We start from the raw sequence: 22,987 nt of genomic DNA on the forward strand, positions 1-22,987 counted from the left end.
GGGTCCTTGGTAAGGGGACAAGGTGGTCGGCGGGAGGTGCCGACATGGATGACGCAGCTGGGCGGGGAGAGCCCGGCTGTCAGCCTGTTGTGACGGGTTACCAAGATGGCGTAGAGTGCACCGCCTTCCTGGTGGGATGACCTGCGGTGGCTCGCGCCGCTGGGCGCCCTGATGGTTACCCTGACGACGCTCATGTCGTGATGCCGGTGGCAGCTTCGCCTTCGATAGCGGCCTTTATCCCTTCGACACGCACGCGCAGGCGCTCCATGCTACGAATCGAACGGGTTAAGTATCCTGCGCTAGATCAAGACATGCCGAACTCGGCAGAGGAGTGTTGCGCGAATGGCGGTAGCTGGTGCGAAATTTGACCAAATAAGCACACCGACACTGCGCCCCTACCAGCAGCAGGCCGTGGCGCAAGTGGTCAGTCACTTTCGTCGCAGTGATGACCCCGCCGTGGTGGTGCTGCCCACGGGCAGTGGCAAGTCACTGGTGATTGCTGAATTGGCACGGCTGGCCAAGGGCCGTGTGCTGGTCCTTGCCCATGTGCGGGAACTGGTGGAACAGAACCACGCCAAGTATCTGGCCTACGGCCTGGAGGCAGATATTTTCAGCGCGGGCCTTGGCCGCAAGGAAAGCGCACGGCAGGTCGTGTTTGGCTCGGTGCAGTCGGTGGTGCGCCATCTGGATGCCGTCAGTGATGAACAGAACGCCCACGGGCCTTTTACCTTGCTGGTGATCGATGAGTGTCACCGGGTGTCGCTGGAGGCCTCGTCTTCCTACCATCGGGTCATTGATCACCTGCGTCAGCGCAACGCGTCGCTCAAGGTGCTGGGCCTGACGGCGACGCCTTATCGGCTGGGGCAGGGGTTTCTCTATCATCGTCATCACCATGGCATGGTGCGGGGGGATGAAGACTGCTTCTTTCGCGACTGTGTATTCGAACAGCCGCTGAGGCTGATGGTACGCCAGGGCTACCTGGCCAAGCCGGTCAAGATTGATGCGGCGGTGGCACGTTACGATTTTTCCCGACTGGTGCCGGGCAGCACCGGTATCTACCGCGAAGAGGACCTGAATCGTGTCGTGGCAGGTCACCGTGCGACGCCTGGCATCATCAGTGAAGTGATGGAGCGCGCTGCCGATCGTCAGGGGGTGATGCTGTTCGCGGCCAGCGTAGCCCACGCTGAGGAAATTCTGGGCTATCTGCCCGCGGCGGACGCCGCCTTGATCACCGGGGCCACCGCTGGGGACGAGCGTACCCGGATCATCGATGCGTTCAAGGCCAAACGCCTCAAGTATCTGGTCAATGTGTCGGTGCTGACCACCGGGTTTGATGCGCCCCATGTGGACCTGATTGCGATCCTGAGGCCTACGGAGTCGGTCGGTCTGTACCAGCAGATCGTGGGCCGGGGGCTGCGTCTGTCACCGGGCAAGCAAGACTGCCTGATCCTGGACTATGCCGGTAACCCTTGGGACCTGTACGCGCCTGAGGTGGGGAGCCCGCGTCCAGACAGCGATAGCGAGCCGGTTCAGGTGCCTTGCCCGCAGTGCGGACATGCCAACCTTTTCTGGGGAAAGCGTGATGGCGAACTGGTGATCGAGCACTTCGGTCGGCGCTGTCAGGGGCTGGTCGATGCCCAGGGGCAGGCGTTGACGCAGGCGGAGCCAGGTGCAAGGCAGTGCGATTTCCGCTTCCGCTTCAAGACCTGCGGCGACTGCGGCGCAGAGAACGATATTGCGGCGCGACGCTGCCATGGGTGTCAGGCGTTGCTGGTGGATGCCGATGACAAGCTGCGCGACGCGCTCAAGCTGAAGGATGCCAGAGTGCTCCGAGTCTCGGGCATGCAGCTTGAGGCGACCACCAACGGTCGTGGCCTGCCTCGGCTCAAGGTCACCTATCACGACGAAGATGGCGCCAGTCTGTCGGAGTGGTTCGCGCTGGAAACGCCGGCACAGCGCAGGGCCTTTACGGCGATCTTTTTGCGTGATCACGCCCGTGCACCTGGGGTAGAACTGGCGCCGTCGACGCCGCAGCAGGTCTGCGACGATCAGCACCGGCTGAGAGCGCCGGACTTTGTGGTAGGGCGCAAGGTGGGGCGGCACTGGCAGATTCGCGAGAAATTATTCGACTACCGTGGTCGCTACCGCACCGCCGACAGCGCGCAGTAGTGCCGTAGTGCAAAAGTGCAAGAGTGCAAAAGCGCAGGCAGCGCGGAGCATGCGCTGTCGTCTGCAGCCAGGCAACGACCGTCCCTGTCGTCGTGGCTCAAGGCTATTGAGCAGACGCTTCCGGGCATCGGTCTCGGCTTAGCCAGAACGCGCAGAGCTTGATAAACTGGGCGATCGGTAACGCAGCGGTAGTTCTTTCATGTCGGTCTCACATCGGGGCCAGATCCAACGCGACCAGGTTCACGTGTGTGAGTGATTTGCCGACAACCAGCGAGAACGACGCCGGGGGGGAGGACGCTTCCTCGACGAACACGGCGTCTGCACCGACCCAGGTGCAGGCATTGGGCCGGCTGTTTGATGAGCCGATCACCGAATTACCCGAAGATCTCTACATTCCCCCCGAGGCGCTGCGGGTGTTCCTCGAGGCGTTCGAGGGACCGCTTGATCTGCTGCTTTATCTGATTCGCCGTCAGAATCTCGACATCTTGTCGATCAATGTTGCCGCCATTACCCATCAGTACATCGAGTATGTCGAGCTGATGAAGGCCATGGAGATCGAGCTGGCGGGCGAGTACCTGCTGATGGCGGCGATGCTGGCCGAGATCAAGTCGCGTACCCTGCTGCCTCGACCGCCGAAGAGTGAAGACGGCGATGAAGACGAAGATCCTCGTGCCGAGCTGATTCGGCGCCTGCAGGAATACGAGCGGCTCAAGCTGGCTGCCGAAGCGTTGGCCGAGCTTCCGCGGATAGGTCGCGACTGGTTTCCGGCCCGAGCGGTACTGCCTCCGGTGGAGTCGCGGGTCATCCACCCCGAGGTGGAACTCGACGAATTGCTGGGTGCCCTGGCGGGCATCCTGCGTCGCGCCGAACTCAACCAGGCGCACCAGATCGAGAGCGAGGTGCTGTCCACCCGCGAGCGCATGCTGGCCATCATGGAGCGCCTGACCCATGAGCACTACACGCCCTTCGAGGCCTTGTTCTCGCTGGAGGAGGGCCGGGCCGGAGTGGTGGTCACCTTCATGGCGATTCTTGAGCTGGCCAAGGAAGCGATGATCGAAATTGTGCAGAATGCACCGATGTCACCGATCCACGTTCGAGCGAGACTGGCCGGCGACGAGGAAGAAGACCCCTACGAGGCGCTCGACGATGACGGCGAAAGCGCGTTCGATGTTGAGCCATTCGAGGAAGGGGGAATGGATGAGGAGATGCTGGACGACGACGTATCCGGCCAGGATAGCTTGGACGATGGGCACGGTGATGCCTACGATGAGTCTGCACCAGCCTCCACCGGAGAGGGGCTGAGCGAGGGAGACAAGCCCGCATGAGCGTGATGGAAACGCCCGATGCGCTGGACGAGATCGTCGAGGCAGCGCTGTTGGCTGCCGGTCAGCCGCTGGCGCTGGACCGGCTTGAGCAGCTGTTTGACGATCATGAACGTCCGACCAGACGACGTCTCAAGGAGGCGCTCGAGCGTCTGACCGAGCGCCATGTCAGTGGTGCCATGGAGCTGATCGAGACCGCCTCGGGATACCAGCTGCGGATTCGTCCGCGCCTGGCCAACTGGGTGGCGAGGCTCTGGGACGAGCGGCCCCAGCGATATTCCCGCGCCCTGCTGGAAACGCTGGCGCTGATTGCCTACCGTCAGCCGGTCACCCGCGGCGATATTGAAGAGGTGCGCGGCGTGACCGTAAGCGGTTCGATCATGCGGACGTTGCTGGATCGTGGCTGGATTCGTGTGGTGGGACACCGGGATGTACCGGGCCGTCCGGCGGTCTACGCCACCACCCGCAGCTTCCTTGATGACTTCGGCCTCAAGACGCTGGATGAACTGCCGCCGATGCATGAACTAAAGCAGTTCGAGGAATTTGATACCGAGGATGAGCCGCCTCCGCCACCTCCCGCGCTGCTTTCCCAGGCCGACGAGCCTGTGGAGGATGACCTCCAGGAGGGCCTTCAGGATAACCTTCAGGAAGGCCAAGGACGGGATGAGGCAGACATCCCTCACCAGAACGCTGGGACGGCTGAGGGGGCGGCAGGCGATCAAACCGAGGCGCCCATTGAGGGCGCCGACACGACGGCCGGGATGGCCGACGAGCAGCACGCCGGGAAGGCGTCCGAGCGGGCAGGGCTGAGCTTCGCCGATCTTGAAGCCAGGCTGTCCGAACGCGCCCGGGGCCGCGTCGACGATGACACTGCCTCGGGGGTGGAACCCACAGAAAGCGAGAACGATGAATGACGACCACCAGCGAAAAACTGCAAAAGGTGCTGGCCCGTGCCGGCCTGGGATCCCGCCGCGAGATGGAGACCGCGATCTCCGATGGACGGGTCAAGGTCAATGGCTCGGTGGCGACTCTGGGTGATCGGGTCGAGGCCCGCGATAGAGTCAGCTTTGATGATCGGCCGATTACCTTGCGCGCGGCCGATGAGGTGCCGCGCCGAGTGATCATGTACAACAAGCCGGAGGGTGAGCTGTGCACGCGCAAGGATCCGGAGGGGCGTCGTACCGTGTTCGACCGGTTGCCGCGTCTCAAGGGCGAGCGCTGGATTGCCATCGGGCGACTCGACATCAACACCAGCGGCTTGCTGCTGTTCACCACTGACGGCGAGCTGGCCAACCGCTTGATGCACCCTTCCACCGAGGTCGAACGCGAATACGCGGTTCGCGTCATGGGGGAGGTCAAGCGCGAGCATGTCGTGGCCATGGTCGACGGCGTAATGCTGGAAGATGGCCCGGCACGCTTCACCGACGTGCAGGAGTTCGGCGGTGAGGGCATCAATACCTGGTTCCATGTGGTGATCATGGAAGGGCGTAACCGTGAGGTCAGACGCTTGTGGGAGTCGCAAGGCCTCACCGTGAGTCGCCTCAAGCGTGTGCGCTACGGCAACATCTTCCTCGACAAGCGCGCCAAGGCCGGAGAGTGGGTGGAGCTGTCCCAGGACGAGGTGGACGATCTTGCCAGCGTGGCGGGACTTGAGTCGCGCAAGGTGCCTGAGCTGACCCCTGATGAAAAGAACCGTTGGAGCCGTGACAAGCACAAGCGCCGTCCGGTACAGACCATGAAGCGTGGTGGCAAGCCTGCCCGCAAGGGCTGATGTTGGTAGCGCGAAGGCGAGCCCGGACCTGGGCCGGGTGCAGCGTCGAGGTGCCCCACGGATATGCCCCGAGGGACAAGAAAACGCAGGTAATGAAAAAAAGGCTTGCGTCTAAAGGGGCATATCCGTAATATCTGCACCCGTTCGGAAGGGTCGTTAGCTCAGTTGGTAGAGCAGTTGGCTTTTAACCAATTGGTCGTAGGTTCGAATCCTACACGACCCACCAACCGAACCTGTGCATGGTCAGGCTGATTGCCTCCATGATTGGGTCGTTAGCTCAGTTGGTAGAGCAGTTGGCTTTTAACCAATTGGTCGTAGGTTCGAATCCTACACGACCCACCAGTTTCGCGGCCCTCGCTCTTCGGAGCGGGGGCCGTTTTTGTTGGGTATTCATGACGCTGCACGCTGGCATAGGGCCACGGCCCGTTGCCGTCAGGCCCGCCAGACCGAGACACACCGGTGTGCTGGCGTCATTCCTTGGTCAGCTTGACGCAGCGGAACTCGGCATCCTGTGGTTGCTGGGTTAAACTGTGTAGCAGCTCGCCGTAGCGATAGACGCATGGGCGAGGGTGAGGACCCCGCATCGAGGGTGCCGCCGGCCTGAAGGGCTGGCCGCTCTGACAGAGGGTCCTCCTGGCGTGCCATGCAGCGGATGGCTGGTGGCACTGTCCCATCTGCAGGGGGATTCCCTGCCGGTCACAGTGGTAGACACGATGACAATCATGACTTCCCGCGCCGAGATTCGAGAGCATCTCGCGCGTCCCTACTGCCCCACCCGTATTCCCTCGGAAGACGCCGCTCGCGTCGATGAGATCAAGCGACTGCTGAAGGCCAATAACGCCGTGCTGGTCGCACACTACTACACCGATGATGCGATCCAGCAGCTTGCCGAGGAGACCGGCGGCTGCGTGGCAGACTCGCTTGAGATGGCGCGCTTTGGCGCCCGCCACGAGGCAGACACCCTGGTAGTGGCCGGCGTGCGCTTCATGGGCGAAACGGCCAAGATCCTGTCACCGGAAAAGCGCGTGCTGATGCCAACGCTGGAGGCGACCTGCTCGCTGGATGTGGGCTGCCCCGCGGACGAGTTCGCCGCTTTCTGCGACGCGCATCCAGATCGCACCGTGGTGGTCTACGCCAACACGTCGGCGGCGGTGAAGGCCCGCGCCGACTGGGTCGTCACCTCATCCATCGCGGTCGACGTGATCGAGCACCTCAAGGCCAAGGGCGAGAAGATCCTGTGGGCGCCGGACAAGCACCTGGGCGGCTACATCCAGAAGCACACGGGTGCCGACATGCTGCTCTGGGATGGCGCCTGTATCGTCCACGAAGAGTTCAAGGCCAAGGGCGTCGAGGATCTGAAGTCGGTCTATCCCGATGCCGCCGTACTGGTTCACCCGGAGTCACCGGAAGCGGTGGTCAGCCTGGCCGATGTGGCCGGCTCCACGTCGCAGCTGATCAAGGCCGCCAAGGAATTGCCCAACGACAAGCTGATCGTGGCCACCGACCGCGGCATCTTCTTCAAGATGCAGCAGGCTGTGCCCGAGAAGACACTGTTTGAAGCGCCTACTGCCGGTAATGGCGCCACCTGTCGCAGCTGCGCGCATTGTCCCTGGATGGCGATGAACGCCCTCGACAATCTGGCAGAAGCACTGAGGCATGGCTCGGGTGAGATTCAGGTCAGTGATGCATTGCGGGTTCAGGCGCTCAAGCCGCTGACGCGGATGCTCGAGTTCCAGGCCTGAGATCGTCGCTGGAGAACGCTTGCCGCAAGAAACGCCCACGAGGCCCTGGATGAAGAGGGATCTCGTGGGCGTTGTCGTTGTCGCTAGCGGAATTTTTCCATCGTGCGGCGGTAGTCGAGGAAAGCGTCGCGGCGTCGCTGAATGCTGGCTCTGGCGTTAAGGTCGCCCTGACGATCCGCCACCGCTTCGGCCACCTCCAGCTGACGAATGGCGCGATCGATCTCGCCGGTCAGCTGCAGCTGTTCGGCACGCGCCAGGTGCCCCCACGCTTCGCGACCGCTGCGGCCTGCGGCTTCGGCCAACAGCCCGAAGACGGTGGGGTCTTCAGGGCGCCGTTGAGCCAGATCGAACAGCTCGCGATAGGCCGCATCGGGGTCACGCTGAAGCAGCGCTTCGCCCAGCAGTTGGCTGGTGGGGGGGTATCCCGGCATCAGTCGCAGCTGGCGTTGAGCGCGTGCGATGGCATCATCCACGCGGCCGCCTTCCAGTGCGACCTGGACGGCGCTGGCCGGGATCAGGGCGGTATCCGGGTGAGCCCTGGACAGGCTGTCCAGCGCCGAGAGAGCCGTGTCGGTCTGACCCGAGCGGGCGTCGATCAAGGCCTGCAGGTAGCGTTGTGCATCGGCAGGTGCCTGGTCTTGACGTAGTACCGTCAGGGCTTGTCCCGGGGCGCGCTCGTGGATCGCCAGCAGCGCCCTGGCCCGGATGAGCTGGTACTGCAGGTCGTCCGGTGCGGAGCCGCTGACGCGCGTCTGGTTGACCCGTGACTGGGTATCGCTGATGCGCGACTCGGTAATCGGGTGGGTCAACAGGAATTCAGGCGGAGTGCCGCCTTGCAGGCTCATCATGCGCTGCATGGAGCGGAACATGTCCACCATCGCCTGGGGGTCGTAGCCGGCGCTGGCCATCGCCTGCAGCCCGATGCGATCGGCCTCTTCCTCATAGCGACGGGAGTAACGCAGCTGGTCCTGAATCATCGCCGCCTGGCTACCGGCCAGTGCAGCGATGCCGGCGTCGCCGGCGCCACTGGCGGCCAGGATCAAACCTGCCAGCATGGTGGCCATGGCGGGAACCTGGGTTTGTTCCGCGCGAGCCTTGCTGCGCGCGTAGTGTCGCTGAGACAGGTGTCCCAGCTCGTGGGCCAGCACCGAGGCGACCTCAGCTTCATGGGTGGCGAAGCCGAACAGGCCGCTGTTGACCCCGACCACACCTCCGGGAACGGCGAAGGCATTGAGGGTCTTGTTGTCGACCAGGGTAACCGCGATATTGATCCCGCCCAGATCGCTGTAAGGCACCAGACGGCCTACCAGGGTTTCCACGTAGTGCTGGGCCAGCGGGTCCCGCCATTCCGGTACGTGGGCGCGAAACTGGCGTAGCCAGGCTCGGCCTAGGCGGGTTTCCTCACCGCTGATGGCGTTGCTGCCGGTGGACATCAGCGAGGGCAGGTCGAGCTCTCTGGGCTCATTCAGTCGAATGCCCTGGTCCAGGTACTGTGCCTGGGCGAGGGGCGCGGTCTGGGTCAGGGCCATAACGAGGATCAACCCCGCGCTGGGCAGGGGGCGAACGGTGGCGGCGAACAGCGATCGCTTGAGCATCGTGATCCTCGTCGATAGCGATGAAGGGGTTGCCTTGGGACATTGATTCGGCCGGAAAAGTGCCTTTAAATCAAAGTGCCTCAAATTTGCCAGCGGGGCTGTATGCCCATGGGGTGGCAACGCTTGGGGCGGACCAATATCGCATTCTCTCGGGAGAGATCATGGCAGTGCAACCTGACGATGTGCTAGATGCGTGCGGACTTCCCTGTCCGCTGCCGCTGCTGAAGGCGAAGCAGGCGCTTTCACGCCTGGCGCCTGGGCAGTTGCTGGAAGTCAGGGCGACCGACGCCGGCTCCTGGCGAGATTTCGAGAGCTTTGCCGAGCATAGTTCTCATGTGCTGGAAGGGCGTGAACAGCGCGACGATGTCTATGTCTATTGGCTGCGCAAGGCGGGTGACGCATGAGCCTGCGGACGGTATTCCGTAGCTGGGTAGACCACTATTTCTCGGATGAGGAAGCGGTTCTGCTGCTGGTGCTGCTGGTGGCCGGCTTTGCGGTGGTGATCTGGCTGGGCCAGATGCTGGCGCCGTTCCTCACCGCCCTGGTAGTGGCCTTTCTGTTGCAGGGCGCGGTCAACAGCCTGACGCGACGCAAGGTGCCGCATCTTGTCGCGGTAATGACCGTCTTCCTGGCCTTCGTCGGTGTGTTGCTGGCGATGGCGCTGGTGTTGCTGCCGCTGATCTGGAATCAGCTGGCGAGCCTGATACAGGAAGCACCAAGGATGTTCGCCGCCGGCCAGCAGATGCTGGATGACCTGCAGATGAGCTACCCCCAGCTGATCACTCCAGACCTGGTCCAGGACTGGATCGGGGTGCTGAGCCGCGAAGCAACGCAGTTGAGCCAGCGCGCGCTGACGCTGTCGCTGGCTTCCCTCGGCAACGTGCTGGGATTGATCATCTATCTGGTGTTGGTGCCGATTCTGGTGCTGTTCATGCTCAAGGATCGTGATCGCCTGGTGGGCTTCACGGTGTCACTGCTGCCGGCCAAGCGTGATCTGATGACGCGGGTATGGAAGGAGATGGACTGCCAGATTGCCAACTATGTGCGGGGTAAGGCGACGGAAATTGTCATCGTCGGGACGGTGACGTTTTTCACCTTCGCCTTTTTCGGTCTGCCTTACTCAGCGCTGCTGGCGGTGCTGGTGGGGTTCTCCGTGCTGGTGCCTTACATCGGCGCAGCGGTGGCGACACTGCCCGTGGCGGCCGTGGCAGGATTTCATTTCGGCCTGGGGGATCAGTTTCTGTATGTCATCGTCGCCTATGGGGTCATCCAGGCGCTGGATGGCAACGTGCTGGTGCCGGTGCTGTTTTCCGAAGCGGTCAACCTGCATCCGGTGTCGATCATTCTGGCGGTGCTGTTCTTCGGCGGCGTGTGGGGCTTCTGGGGGGTGTTCTTTGCAATCCCGCTGGCGACCCTGCTCAAGGCGCTGGTCTATGCCTGGCCACGGGGCATCAAGGAGCGCAGCATGGCCAGGCTACCGGGGAGTACCGGCACCGACGGCTGATCTCGCGCGTCGATGCCGGTCGGTCAGTGGATGCGACGGGGCGTGCCCGTCGCGGCCTGGCCCTGCTGCTAGCGCTGGGCGTTCAGTGCCTGCGCTGCTTCCAGCACTTCTTCCACATGGCCTTTCACCTTGACCTTGCGCCACTCCTTGGCCAGTCGCCCTTCAGCGTCGATCAGAAAGGTGCTGCGCTCGATACCCAGGTGTTCCTTGCCGTAAAGCTTCTTGAGCTTGATGACGTCAAATAGCTGGCAGACGGCTTCGTCCTTGTCGGAGATCAGCTCGAAGTTGAAGGACTGCTTGGCCTTGAAGTTCTCCTGGGCGCGGATGCCATCCCGAGACACGCCAACAACCAGCGTGTTGGCAGCATCAAAGTCGGCCTTGTGGTCCCGGAAGTCGCCCCCTTCGGTGGTGCAGCCGGGGGTGCTGGCCTTGGGATAGAAATAGACCACGACCTGGCGGCCACGTTGCTCGGCCAGAGAGAAGGTGGTGTCACCGGTGGCGGTGGCGCTGAAGTCGGGGACCTGTTCGCCAACAGTTACAGTCATGGGGGCTCCGAAATTGGCGTAGATGGATGTCCGATTACACGCAATGCAACACGCTATGTAAAGACGCGGCTGTACAGGGTATGGCCGCCTGAGTACCATTTGTGCTCTGGTCACGATCACGCTTCCCCGGGTCGCGACCCCCTTGGCCAACCACGCTTGCCGGAATCGCGGAAATCAGGTGTTTGGCAAGCCGACAACAGAGGAACAACGAGGATGATCACGGGCAGTATCGTCGCTCTGGCGACACCGATGAAGGCCAATGGCGATATCGACTGGGAAGTGTTGCGCAAACTGGTTAACTTTCACCTGGATAACGGTACCGATGCCATCGTGGCGGCGGGCACCACCGGTGAGCCCACGACCATGACCTTTGCCGAGCATTTCGATGTGATTCGCACGGTAGTGGAAGAGGTCAATGGCCGTATTCCCGTTATCGCTGGCACTGGCTCCAACAACACCACCGAGGCGGTGGAGCTGACCCGCTACGCCAAGGAAGTCGGTGCCGACTACTGTCTGACCGTGGCGCCTTACTACAACAAGCCGACCCAGGAAGGCTTGTACCAGCACTTCAAGGTCATCGCCGAGACCAGTGACTTGCCGGTGATCCTCTACAACGTGCCGGGCCGTACCTGCTCCGATATCTACAACGAGACGGTGCTGCGTCTTGCCGAGGTGGATAATATTATCGGCCTGAAGGACGCCACCGGTAACCTGGAGCGGGCAGAGGACCTGATCGAACGCCTCGAAGGCAGCGACTTCATGCTGTATTCCGGCGATGATGCCACGGCCTGTGACTTCATGCTGATGGGCGGCCACGGTGATATCTCGGTCACGGCCAATGTGGCACCCAAGGCCATGCACGACCTGTGTGTCGCCGCGATTGCCGGCGAGACGGAAAAAGCGCACCAGATCAACACGCGGTTGCTGCCACTGCACACTAATCTCGGCATCGAGGCCAACCCGATTCCCGTGAAGTGGGCGCTCAACCGTATGGGCATTATCGAGCCGGGGATCCGCTTGCCGCTGACCTGGCTCAGCGAGAAATACCACTCCACCATCAGCGAAGCGCTGCAGCTGGCGGGACTGATCGAGGACTGATGCTGCGGCATTCCTCTCGGTCGTGATGACGTGGACTCAATTATCAACCAAGGTGGACGCATGAATTCTGCGCTTAAAGGATTGCCGCTGGCGATGATCGCGGCACTGGCTTTGGCTGGCTGTGCCAAGGAAGGGCACTATCACGACCGCAACGAGGACTATGCTGACGCTCGGCAGGCGGCTCCTCTGACGCTGCCTGGAACCCGGGACCAGAGCCGCTACCGCGACATCATGCCGGTGCCTCAGGCGAGCGGCAGTTTCTATGCTCGCGAGGGTGACTTTGCGGCGCCCTTGCCTCAGACCTTGTCAGCCAGCACCGCGGTGGCTGCCGGTGATGTGGCGGTGCGAGAAACCGATGCAGATCGCTGGCTGGTGGTGGGCGCTGCGCCCGCGGTGGTGTGGCCAGAGCTTGAGCGCTTTGCCGAGCAGCGGGGACTCGAGATCACGCGCAGTGATAGCGCCGCTGGGGTTATCGAGACTTCCGACGCCAGTCTGTTGCTGCGTCAGGGGCTGCGCACGGGTACCAGCGAGATTCGCTGTGATACCGCAGGGCAGCTCAACCGTCTGTGCCTGAACTCGCTGCAGCGTCATTTCGAGGCTCGCAGCGCCTCCGCCAGTATCGCGTCTGCCTCGGCCCAACAAGCGGCGGATCGTCAGAGCATCCGCTTCGAGCCCCGCGGCGACGATTGGGTAATGGTGCTGCCCTTCGATATCGACCGGGCCTATGCCGAACTGGCGTTCCAGCTCGAGAACAACTTCGATATGGAAGATCGTCGCGAGCTGGTCTCTGCAGATGAAGCCAGCAAGCGGTTTGTCATCGACTACGTGACCGAAAGCGAGCGCACCCGCGGCTTCGTCGACTCGCTCATGTCCATGGACCTGACCGAGTCGATGCATCGCGTCGAGATGCGGCTGACGCCTCAGGGACAAGAGACATTGATGGAAGCTCGGGCGGTCGATGACGAGCCTCTGTCCGGTGACGACCAGCGTGAGCTGCTGCAGCGCATGGAGGGCTTGCTGCGCTGATGGGGGAAGGATCTACCAGCGAGTCGGTGCACCGAGGCCTTCGCTTTGCCTCTCTCGGGAGCGGTAGCAAGGGCAATGCGACCTTGGTGACCGACGGCGATGCGCTTTTGTTGGTTGACTGTGGTTTTGCGCTGAAGGAAGCCGAGCGACGCCTGGCTCGGCTAGGCGTTCACCCGCGGCAGATCGACGCCGTGCTCGTTACCCATGAGCACGGTGATCATGTGCGTGGTGTGGGCCCGCTGGCGCGCCGTTACGATCTGCCGGTGCACCTGACACCCGGCACCTGGTTATCGGGAAAGCTGGGGCGCCTGCCTCGTACCCATTGGATCACTCCCCAGTCTCGGTTTGCGGTGAAGGGGCTGGAGGTCGATGCCGTCACGGTGCCTCACGATGCCAGAGAACCCGTGCAGTTCCGCATCAGCGCCAGCGATATTCGACTGGGATTGTTGACGGATCTGGGACACCCCACCGAGCACGTCCAGAGAGCGTTTCGCGGCTGCGATGCGCTCGTTCTCGAATGTAATCATGATGTCCAGATGCTCGCAGATGGCCCCTATCCGCCCAGCCTCAAACGTCGAGTGGGCGGGCATTGGGGGCACCTGGCCAATGTCCAGGCCTCGGCACTGCTGACCACACTGGGGCTGGACCGCCTTCAGCGTATCGTCTGCTCGCATCTGTCGGAGCATAATAATCGCCCCGAACTCGCTCTGGAGGCTCTGGTGCCTCTGATGAGCGGCGATGAATCTCGCCTGACCGTGGCTGCCCAGGACGACGGCCTGGATTGGCAAGCGATCCATTGATTCAGGACTTCGGTCCTATGACTAAGAACCCTTTTGATTGCCTGTGGAGGCACCCATGGAAAAGCGCGAAGAACTCTATGCCGGTAAGGCCAAGTCCGTCTACGCCACCGATGATCCTGATCGGCTGATTTTGCACTTTCGAGATGATACTAGCGCCTTCGATGGTCGCCGCATGGAATCGCTGGAGCGCAAGGGCAAGGTCAATAACCGCTTCAATGCCTTTATCATGGCGAAGCTGGAGGAAGCGGGCATTCCCACCCACGTCGAGACACTGCTGTCGGACACCGAGTGTGTGGTCAAGAAGCTCGACATGATTCCGGTGGAGTGCGTGGTGCGCAATATCGCCGCCGGTAGCCTGGTCAAGCGACTAGGGGTGGAAGAAGGTCAGGCACTCAATCCACCGACGTTTGAACTGTTTCTGAAGAATGACGAGCTGCATGACCCCATGGTCAACGAGTCGCTGGCCGAAAGCTTCGGCTGGGCAACCTCGGAGCAGCTTGCGGAAATGAAGGCACTGACCTTCAAGGTTAATGAGGTGCTGAAACAGCTGTTTGCTGATGGCGGCATGCTGCTGGTGGACTACAAGCTGGAGTTCGGTGTCTTTCACGGAAAGATTGTGCTGGGAGACGAATTCTCGCCTGATGGGTGTCGCCTTTGGGACGCCGAAACACGAGAAAAGCTCGACAAGGATCGTTTTCGTCAGGGGCTCGGCGGCGTCATCGAGGCCTATGAAGAAGTCGGTCGGCGTATCGGCATCGATTTCAGCTGATAGAGCTGCGCAGTCTCTCTTTTGCTCTGCCATATCGCGCATAGCGCCCGGACATTGGTCCGGGCGTTTTTTTTGGGGTATGAATTTTTTGCGTCTTCCTAAAATCGGGGAAAGGGACTGATATTCAGGGGTAGGGCAAGGGGCAAGGGTGGGAGTCTATAAATTTATTAGCATTTTATTTTGAGATATGTCGGCATTATTAATGAGAAATAAGTGAGATTATCCATGCTAGGCTGCAGCCTTTGTTAACTCGATTTGACATATGAACGATTCTCAATATAAGGTTTTTCTGCGTATAAAATGTCTTTCAATGTAACGGCAAAAAAATATCGTAATTATATGTTTTTGATGACTTTTAGTAATTTTTTATTGTCTGATTTGGTTCAAATGTGAGGCTTTTTAGAAATCATTATCAGCCATGTCTTAAATATTGTGCTTTTTCCATAAGTTTTCTCTTCCGAAATAAGTGTTGTGCACGTGAGTACAATGTTGTGCTGCAAAAGAGTCTCCTAGGCTGTAGGCGTGTAAAAAAATGTATCTCGTTTGTCGCTTAGGGAGCCTAACCAATGAGTTCGTCACAGAATGCAGATGCCACACAGCTTGTCAGCGCCGCCATCACGAGTAGCGACTCGGGCTTTGCTGATATCGCTCACCTCGATGAAGACGGTCTTGCTGGAGGATTGGTGGGGGGAGCCGCTGATGATGCGGGCAAGGCAGTGCTCTTTCAGGGCTCGTTGCCCTACGACTTCGGTGCGGCTGGCCCTGCCGATAGTGGCGCCTTTCAGTGGAGTGCAGATGGTCTTCCAACCCTGACGTCCCGAGGCGAGCCGCTGACTTTTCGTCGCTCGGCCGACGGTCAGGTCATTGCCGCCAAGACACCAGATGGCACACCGATCTTGCACATCACTGTGACAGACGCTGTGACAGGCGCCTACAAGGTGTACCTGCTGGGACCCTTGGATCACCCGGAATCCGGTGTGGAAGATAATCTGGTCTTCTCGGTGGGTTACACCATTACTGATAAAGACGGCAACCAAAGTTCAGCCCGTCTGGCCATTGACGTCGATGACGACTCTCCAATGAACAGGATTGACGCGCCTGACAGCGTGCAACCTGGGGATGTGGTAACCGGTACCTGGGCCGAGTCAGCTGGTGCTGATGGTATTCGTAGTAGCGTGGTGAGACTGCCCGGCGACAGTACCGAATATCCCCTCGGCAGCAACATCGAGACCGGTGCAGGCACTCTTATTGTGAACACCGATGGTACTTGGAAGTTCACGGCGAACGAGTTGGCGGCGGGTACGTTGCGTTTTGACATTGTCACCACTGATGGGGACGGAGACGGGGCAACGAGTAGCGCGACAGTAGAAATTGACTGTGGCTGTGGCGAGGGGCCGACGACGCCTGAAATTGACGATGATCCTGATTCAAAGCCGTCCCAGGCTGTTGTCGATGAGGATGGGCTCGCAGGGGGTATCGCAGGCGGTCTTCAGGACGTCCTGACCAACCAGACGGTGGCCGCGGGCAGTTTGAACTATGACTTCGGCGATGATGGAGCCGGCAGCTTTACCTGGAGCACTGACGGTTTGCCCAGCCTGACCTCGGGCGGTAGTGCGGTGACCTGGTCGCTGTCGAGCAACGGAATGACCGTTACAGGCGTGGATGGCAACGGTGAGCAGGTCATTACCATCGAGCTGACCAACGTACTTGATGGCCTTTACCGCGTTGTATTGTCCAAGCCGCTGGATCATGTGAACCCGGCGGTGGAAGACGACGTTAAGCTCTACGTTCGCTACACCATCACTGACGCTGATGGGGAGACTGCCTCCGGCAAGCTCAAGGTGGTGATTGATGACGATCGTCCTGTGGTAGCCAATGAAACCGCCGAAACTCAAGCGGGTGAGGCGATCACCGTGAACGTGCTAGCCAACGATCGGTTTGGCGCCGATGGCGCAGGTGGTGTCCTTACCGCGTCTGTGGATGAAGGAGACCTTGTTGGCAGCGTGACGATCAATGCTGACGGTTCCTTGACCTTCCAGCCTACCGATGGCTATAGCGGCGATGCGGTGATCGACTACACCGTGGTTGACGGTGATGGAGACACGGTAGTCGGTCGCCTGTCTGTGTGGGTGGAAGGTGTTGATGGGACGCCTGTAACACCTGATGGTGAAGGACAGCCTGGTAGTAACGTGCCTCTAGCAGTGGTAGATGAAGATGGATTGGCGGGTGGCGTAGCGGGTGGTATCAAGGATGTGCTGAAGAATAGCCCCGTGGCGACCGGGACGCTTGGCTACAGCTTCGGGGACGATGGTGCTGGCAGCTTCAGTTGGAACACCAGCGGACTTGCTAACCTGACGTCACAGGGTAAGAGCGTCAGTTGGTCGGTCAGCGCCAATGGACAAACGTTGGTGGGAAGTGCCAATGGGGCGCCGGTGCTTACGATTGAACTGACGGATCTCGCAAGCGGTGCTTACCAGGTGACCCTGGCGAAGCCGTTGGATCATGCGGTCGCAGGCATCGAAGACGACATCAAGCTGGATGTGGGTTACACCATCACGGATGCGGACGGCGATACGGCGGATGGCCAGCTGGGTGTGATCATCGACGACGACACCCCAGTGGTTCGCAATGACTCAGCAACGACCTCCGATGGCGAGTCGGTGACGGTAAATGTACTGGCCAACGACGGTACCGGTGCCGATGGCGGCCGAGTCAGTGGCGCCAGCGTGGTGGGCGGTGCCAGCGTCGGGACGGTGACAGTCAATGCCGACGGCTCCGTGACATTCCAGCCTAGCAGTGGATTTAGTGGCGATGCGGTGATCAACTACACCGTGACCGACGGTGATGGCGACTCCGTGGTGGGGCGTCTGTCGGTAGCCGTGGAAGGCACCGATGTCACACCGACGACACCTGGTGGCGAAGGAGACCCGTCCGGCAAGGTGCCTCTGGCGGTGGTGGACGAAGATGGGCTGGCGGGTGGCGTAGCGGATGGTATCAATGATGTGTTGAAGGATAGCCCCGTCGCAACAGGCTCGCTTGGCTACAGTTTTGGGGAAGATGGCGCTGGCAGTTTCAGCTGGAGCACCAGCGGGCTTGCGAACCTGACGTCTCAGGGGCAGAGCGTCAGCTGGGCGGTCAGCGCCAATGGACAGACGTTGGTCGGAAGTGCCAATGGGGGGCCGGTGCTTACGATTGAACTGACGGATCTCGCAAGCGGTGCTTACGAGGTAACCCTGGCAAAGCCGTTGGATCATTCGGTCGCAGGCGTCGAAGACGACATCAAGCTGGACGTGGGTTACACCATCACGGATGCGGACGGTGATACAGCAAGTGGTCAGCTGGGCGTGATCATCGATGATGACACCCCGATCGCCCGTGCTGACTCCGCCATGTCATCCGAAGGTGAGCCAGTCACAGTGAATGTGCTGGCCAATGACGGTACCGGTGCCGATGGCGCTCGCATCACTGGCGCCAACGTGGTCGGTGGTGCGGACGTGGGTTCCGTTGTCGTCAACGCTGACGGCACCCTGACCTTTACCCCGGCAGATGGTTTCGATGGCAATGCCAGCATTCGCTATACCCTCACCGACGGTGATGGTGATGCCGCGACCGCTGACCTCAGGGTGCAGGTGACTCGGACCGAGTCTAATGAACTGTTCGTGGGCGACAACGGTGACAATGGTGCGACTACTGGTGCGGGCGACGACGCTCTGGTAGGTGATCAGGGCGGCGTGATGACCACCTTGAAGCCGTCGACCAACTACAACATCTCGCTGATCGTTGATACCACCGGCAGCATGGCGGTGGGTTCAGGAACCGATGGCTTGACCAAGATACAGCTGGTGAAGCAGGCCCTGACAAAGCTCGTGGTCGACCTGGTTGGCCACGATGGCAAGGTCAATCTGCAGATCGTCGATTTCGACAGCAACGCCGTGCAGCATGTTGCGTTTGACCTGGGCTCCAGCGGGAGTGACATCAATTCAGTTATCAACTTCATCAATGGCCTGGACGCACAAGGCGCTACCAACTACGAAGCAGGGATTCGCAAGGCCAGCGAGTGGCTGACGGCGCAGGATGCCAATCCGGCCTACAGCGACTATGAAGACCTGACCTTCTTCCTGACGGATGGTGCGCCCAACTATTGGCTCAATGACAATGGTGGCATCGTCAATGGCGGGGGGGCGGTCAACAAGAACGCCATCGTCGAGGCGGTTGAAGCCTTTGAAGAGCTGTCATCCCTTAGTGAGGTCAACGCCGTCGGGATCGGTCGAGGCACGGTGACGGATGTCCTTCGCTTCTTCGACAACACCGACGTTCAGGGAACGGATGGGATTTCCTATACGGGTACGCTGGTCGAAACTGAGTACCTGGCCCGCTTCTTCGCCGGATCCATGGAGCCGCTACGGGTCGAGGACTGGTTGCGCACCTCTGGTGATGGCACTAAAGCCTATCAGACCGCTGGCTTCTTCCGTATAGAAGACTGGAAGGCTGACGGTACTGCGGCTCAGGTCATTAGCCCCTCCTTTTTTGTGTCGGATACCGGCAGCGACAACCTCAAGACCGCATTGCGTTTCAGGTACGGGACAGATGATATATCGCCGGAAGACTCGATCAGCTATACCATCGAAACCTTTGTTGGCGGTAGCTGGCGGTATTATTCTGGCTCGTCGCTCGGTGAGACGAGCAGTTGGGTCACCTGGGATGCGGGCTTCCTGGAGGCAGGGCAGTACCGTTTAGTCTTCGAGGTCGCGAACAATATTGGAGGTGATGATCGCCTGGATGTTGACGATATCCGGCTCGAAACTCGTTTGCTGGGCGATGACGACATGGCCAGCTACGGCCAGCTGGATATCGTCTATGACAGCGATGATCTAGACGCAGCCCTGGCAAATGGTGGCCAGATCGATGCGCTCAAGTCGTTGGGTAACGACAATCTGGAGGGCGGTGCGGGTAGCGACGTCATCTTCGGCGACACCATCAATACCGATCATCTGGTCTGGACCAATGGTGATACCGGTGAAGCCTTTACGGCCGCGGGGCATGATGGCCTGGGCTATGAAGGCCTGACCGAATACCTGAAGTGGGCGGTCAATGACGGTGTTACGGCGACAAGCGATCAGGTGAGTCAGTACATCAGTGACAACTACACCTCGCTGCTGGACTCAGCCCGCCAGGATGGTGGTAACGATACCCTGCGTGGCGGCGCCGGCGATGATGTGCTGGTGGGCGGCGGTGGCAATGATCTGCTGATCGGCGGTGCGGGCGATGACCTGCTGCTGGGGGGATTTGGTGCAGATGTGTTTGCCTTTGAGCAGGGAGATGCCAGCAGTACCGTCGCTAAGGACACCATCGCTGACTTTGGCCTGGGCAGCTTCATCGCCAGCGGCGAGGCGGACAAGCTCGACCTATCGGATCTTCTCGATGGTGCTGTCGAGAGCGATGTGTCCGACTATCTGGTGGCCAGCCAACAGGGTGCTGACACACTGATCTCGGTGAAATCCGACGGTGGTATCGCGTCTTCCGGGGCGAACGCGGATCAGACCATCCTACTGCAAGGTGTCAGCATGGGTGGGGACTCCAGCGGTGACTTCCTTAACCAACTGATTCAAAACGGTCAATTGGAGGTGCAGTGATAGTAGCCGCTCTCAAAGTATTGCTGGACTTGGATAAGGCTCGGCAGTCCAGGTAATGCTCGCTTGAGATGGGCGTGTTGACGCTCATCTCGATGGTTAAGTGTATAGCGCCCGGTGAATACCGGGCGCTTTTTTTGATTCATCGTATATCTATGCGTGAGGAGGTGGGCAAGACCATTGCCTGCCGTCGTGTTGCCCCCATGTCGCGTTGCCAGTTAGCCCGCCTGCTAGGTGACTGTATGATGCAGGTGGCTGACTCTCTGTCCCGACGGCTGGCGGCAGCACCTGATGCAACCTAACTTCCTGATATCTCCTGTTGGCGACAGAGATAACCTTGTGGCCGCTCAATACCCCCATTGACTGCCTCGGTGCTCCATGCGTCTAGGAGGTTGATCTATGGCATTCTTCATTGTTTTTAATGAAGTATTATTAGGTCATGTGGCGGAGTCTTTATCCTGCGAGAATATGGTTTTTATTTGCGTTTTTCTTGATGGCTTACAAGGTCAATAGACTCAATGGGTTGCCCTACCTGCTCTTGGTGGATAATGAGTTCGCATTTTTGGGTTCAAAGTCCATATTTTTCATGCGGCCCGATTCTTTTTGTTTGATCTAATGGATCTAGTGTGCACGTTGTGATTTTAATGTTCATCTAAATGGCTGATTAACGAATCAATTATTTGGTTGATTGTCAGTAGGTATCAGCATTAGTCTTTGTGTAAGTGTTCGTATCTGCCTAATGTTACGCATTCTGTCCGCATTTTATGGTGAGCCAAGATGGTTGGTCGGTGTTGGCTTTGGCTGGCACGCAAATGTTTTTTTATGTCAGATGCATTTTAGGAGACGAATTTTGACACGCTGTGGTCGGGTGAATTAAGTGCATCTTTATTCGACGCTTGAGTGAGAATGTAGGTGACTATCTCCCTAGTGGCTTCCTGTTCCCTTGATCATGCTAGAGGCTCTTTTTCGGAGGGACGAGATCTTGTCTCAACGGAAAGATGGCGCTCGCTTATGAATACTGCTGAAGTTGGAGGATAGTGATAATGGAGTGTTATGCACTGGTTAGCGGGATTGGGCGGATACCCACGCGCTTAACACCTCTTGCGGATGCAATTAGAAGGGCAGGGCACGAGCACTCTGGCCGGACCCTTGTCACTTCACTCGGGTTAGTGGTGCTATTGAGCGCAGCTGGGCCAGTATTGGCGACCACGACGGAGACGACGACACCTTGTGAGAAGGTGGGTAGTGACGGTGTCTCTGTTGAGGTTGATGTGCTAGATGCGGAGAAAGAAAGTCTGGAGTGTGATGGCACTCAAATCTCTAGTAGTGACGACGCCGACCAAACGCAGCCCTATGCAAGTACCTTGATTTCTGCCAGTGGCGACAGTCGAACCAGCCGCCAACTGACACGGGCAACCACTACTGTCCAGGTCGGCGCTGGAGCCGTGGCAGGTGGCCCTGGATCCGTCGCAGTAGGCTATGCAGCGACGACAGGTAATAGCGCTCAGGCTAGCGTAGCAATTGGTGATCAGGCGGTCACTGATGGATCGGGTGGCGTGTCCATTGGCCGCTCCGCTTATACCAGCCATAAGAATGGCATCGCGATAGGTGGCGCCATGGCGGTATCCGGCACCATGGCTAGGATGGGGGGCGTTCAATCGCTCGCCGATAACGCAATCGCGTTGGGTGCCAATACAGATGGAGGCGCGCGCGCTACAGCGTTAAGTAGCATGGCGATGGGGGCAAGGGCTGAAGCTACGGGAAGTCAGTCTATTGCCATTGGTGCCGCTATTGACAAGCTGTTTAACGATGACACCTTGCAGACGCCTACAACGGCATCTGGCGTGGGCGCCATTGCTATGGGAAGCAATGCCGTCGCAGGAGCCCAGGCGACGGAAGACGGTGCCATCGCCTTGGGGGGAGAGTCTAGCGCCACTGGGGCGAAGGCCATCGCCATTGGCGAGGGGAGTACCTCTAGCGCTGATGGCGCGGTGAGTCTCGGCAGCGCACTGACCGCCAGCGCTGCAAATAGCGTGGTGATTGGCACGAATAGTTCTATCGGTGCCAACGCCGAGAGTGCGAACGCCATTGGTGACTCCAACACGATCAGCGACGCGTCGCAGTACTCCAGCGTTATCGGCATGAATAATGACGTGGACGGTAACGCAGTACGCGTGCTGGGCAACAACAACGATATCAGCGCAGATTTTGCAGGCGTTGCTGGATCCAGCAACACGGTGTCTTCTGCATCGAAACAGGCCAATGTTATTGGCAATAATGCCAATGTTGACGGGTTGGGAGCTACGGTTATCGGTAGCTCGGGAACCGCGAGCGCCGATCACACCATCGTGATGGGCACCAACGGTACCGCGTCTGCCCTGGAGGCTGTCGCTATTGGGCACGGGGCCAATGCCAGCGAAGCCTCGAGTGTTGCGCTGGGCAGTGGTACGACCACGGAGCAGGCCGTTGGCACGACTGATGCAACGGTAGCGGGGACCAAATACACGTTTGCCGGCACTGCGCCGAAGGGCACCGTTAGTGTTGGTTCTGCGGCGACGACAGATAGCGAAGGTAATGCCGTTGCCAGCACCGAACGTACGATTACCCATGTGGCGGCGGGTCGCCTATCCGCGACCAGCACCGATGCGGTGAACGGTAGCCAGCTCCACGCGAGTAATCTCGCCATTGATGGTAATAAGACCACCATCGATGGTCACACGGCGGCGCTTGCTGACCTTAAATCTGATGCCGACTACTATCAGGCCAACTCCACCGGCACAGCGGCGTCTGCCACCGGCGCCGACAGTCTGGCCATGGGCCCATCTGCGGTGGCGGACAAGGCCAATAGCGTGGCTATCGGCAATGGCGCCAAGGCCACGGTGGCAGACAGCGTCGCCCTGGGTAACGGTGCTACCACGTCGGCCATCGTGGATACCGCAAAAGGCACCGTGGCGGGTACCGAGCACACCTTCGCCGGTGGCGATGCCAAGGGCACCGTCAGCGTGGGCGCAGCGGG

The 22,987-nt window shown here is 59.9% G+C and carries 14 protein-coding genes, 2 tRNA genes and 2 pseudogenes; 16 read left to right on the top strand and 2 right to left on the bottom strand.

All coding sequences use genetic code 11. The features are described from left to right. The first annotated feature begins 342 nt into the window (after positions 1 to 342). The 7 genes from KUV86_RS02325 (at position 343) to nadA (ending at position 7,004) form a co-directional block, all read left to right on the top strand. Positions 343 to 2,169, top strand: coding sequence for a DEAD/DEAH box helicase (locus KUV86_RS02325; protein ID WP_222483447.1), 1,827 nt, complete (start codon positions 343 to 345; stop codon positions 2,167 to 2,169). Between the two features lie 332 nt (positions 2,170 to 2,501). After that, positions 2,502 to 3,494, top strand: coding sequence for a ScpA family protein (locus tag KUV86_RS02330; RefSeq protein WP_315900953.1), 993 nt, complete (start codon positions 2,502 to 2,504; stop codon positions 3,492 to 3,494). Continuing rightward, positions 3,491 to 4,405, top strand: a complete 915-nt coding sequence (gene scpB, locus KUV86_RS02335) for an SMC-Scp complex subunit ScpB (protein WP_222483449.1) — start codon at positions 3,491 to 3,493, stop codon at positions 4,403 to 4,405. The genes KUV86_RS02330 and scpB overlap by 4 nt, the downstream gene beginning before the upstream one ends. Next, complete coding sequence (rluB, locus tag KUV86_RS02340) at positions 4,402 to 5,262, top strand: 23S rRNA pseudouridine(2605) synthase RluB (RefSeq protein ID WP_222161647.1); 861 nt, start codon at positions 4,402 to 4,404, stop codon at positions 5,260 to 5,262. The genes scpB and rluB overlap by 4 nt, the downstream gene beginning before the upstream one ends. 150 nt (positions 5,263 to 5,412) lie before the next feature. After that, positions 5,413 to 5,488, top strand: a tRNA-Lys gene (locus tag KUV86_RS02345). 40 nt (positions 5,489 to 5,528) lie between these two features. After that, a tRNA-Lys gene (locus tag KUV86_RS02350) sits at positions 5,529 to 5,604 on the top strand. Positions 5,605 to 5,975: 371 nt separating this feature from the next. Further along, complete coding sequence (gene nadA, locus KUV86_RS02355) at positions 5,976 to 7,004, top strand: quinolinate synthase NadA (RefSeq protein WP_222161648.1); 1,029 nt, start codon at positions 5,976 to 5,978, stop codon at positions 7,002 to 7,004. Between the two features lie 83 nt (positions 7,005 to 7,087). Here the strand turns inward: nadA and KUV86_RS02360 are convergent, their stop codons facing one another. Further along, the gene (locus KUV86_RS02360) at positions 7,088 to 8,599 is read right to left on the bottom strand and encodes a M48 family metalloprotease (protein WP_224908712.1); all 1,512 of its coding nucleotides are present in this window, start codon (positions 8,597 to 8,599) and stop codon (positions 7,088 to 7,090) included. 161 nt (positions 8,600 to 8,760) lie between these two features. Here KUV86_RS02360 and KUV86_RS02365 point away from each other — a divergent pair, with 161 nt between their 5' ends. Continuing rightward, positions 8,761 to 9,003, top strand: coding sequence for a sulfurtransferase TusA family protein (locus tag KUV86_RS02365; RefSeq protein WP_206940041.1), 243 nt, complete (start codon positions 8,761 to 8,763; stop codon positions 9,001 to 9,003). Further along, positions 9,000 to 10,103, top strand: coding sequence for an AI-2E family transporter (locus KUV86_RS02370; RefSeq protein WP_206940039.1), 1,104 nt, complete (start codon positions 9,000 to 9,002; stop codon positions 10,101 to 10,103). The genes KUV86_RS02365 and KUV86_RS02370 overlap by 4 nt, the downstream gene beginning before the upstream one ends. Before the next feature lie 68 nt (positions 10,104 to 10,171). On the opposite strand, the gene KUV86_RS02375 is transcribed toward KUV86_RS02370, so the two are convergent. Next, complete coding sequence (locus KUV86_RS02375) at positions 10,172 to 10,648, bottom strand: peroxiredoxin (protein WP_222483450.1); 477 nt, start codon at positions 10,646 to 10,648, stop codon at positions 10,172 to 10,174. A gap of 213 nt (positions 10,649 to 10,861) precedes the next feature. Here KUV86_RS02375 and dapA point away from each other — a divergent pair, with 213 nt between their 5' ends. From dapA to KUV86_RS02405, 7 genes and pseudogenes are all read left to right on the top strand, one after another. Then, positions 10,862 to 11,746: a 4-hydroxy-tetrahydrodipicolinate synthase gene (gene dapA, locus KUV86_RS02380; protein WP_206940035.1), complete on the top strand. Its 885-nt coding sequence runs from the start codon at positions 10,862 to 10,864 to the stop codon at positions 11,744 to 11,746. Positions 11,747 to 11,806: 60 nt separating this feature from the next. Next, on the top strand, positions 11,807 to 12,772 hold the full coding sequence (locus KUV86_RS02385; protein ID WP_222483451.1) for a lipoprotein-34: 966 nt from the start codon (positions 11,807 to 11,809) through the stop codon (positions 12,770 to 12,772). After that, a complete protein-coding gene (locus KUV86_RS02390) occupies positions 12,772 to 13,572 on the top strand; it encodes an MBL fold metallo-hydrolase (RefSeq protein ID WP_222483452.1) in 801 nt (266 codons plus the stop codon). The genes KUV86_RS02385 and KUV86_RS02390 overlap by 1 nt, the downstream gene beginning before the upstream one ends. Positions 13,573 to 13,627: 55 nt before the next feature. Beyond that, complete coding sequence (purC, locus tag KUV86_RS02395; RefSeq protein WP_206940029.1) at positions 13,628 to 14,341, top strand: phosphoribosylaminoimidazolesuccinocarboxamide synthase; 714 nt, start codon at positions 13,628 to 13,630, stop codon at positions 14,339 to 14,341. Between the two features lie 566 nt (positions 14,342 to 14,907). Continuing rightward, positions 14,908 to 19,974, top strand: a complete 5,067-nt coding sequence (locus KUV86_RS02400) for an Ig-like domain-containing protein (RefSeq protein ID WP_222483453.1) — start codon at positions 14,908 to 14,910, stop codon at positions 19,972 to 19,974. A 1,640-nt stretch (positions 19,975 to 21,614) separates the two neighbouring features. After that, a pseudogene (locus KUV86_RS20120) lies at positions 21,615 to 21,749 on the top strand (hypothetical protein); the annotation flags it as partial. Between the two features lie 39 nt (positions 21,750 to 21,788). Continuing rightward, positions 21,789 to 22,987: pseudogene (locus KUV86_RS02405) on the top strand (hypothetical protein); the annotation flags it as partial.

This window comes from Halomonas sp. DP8Y7-3, assembly GCF_019801675.1.
GTDB lineage: Bacteria > Pseudomonadota > Gammaproteobacteria > Pseudomonadales > Halomonadaceae > Halomonas > Halomonas litopenaei_A.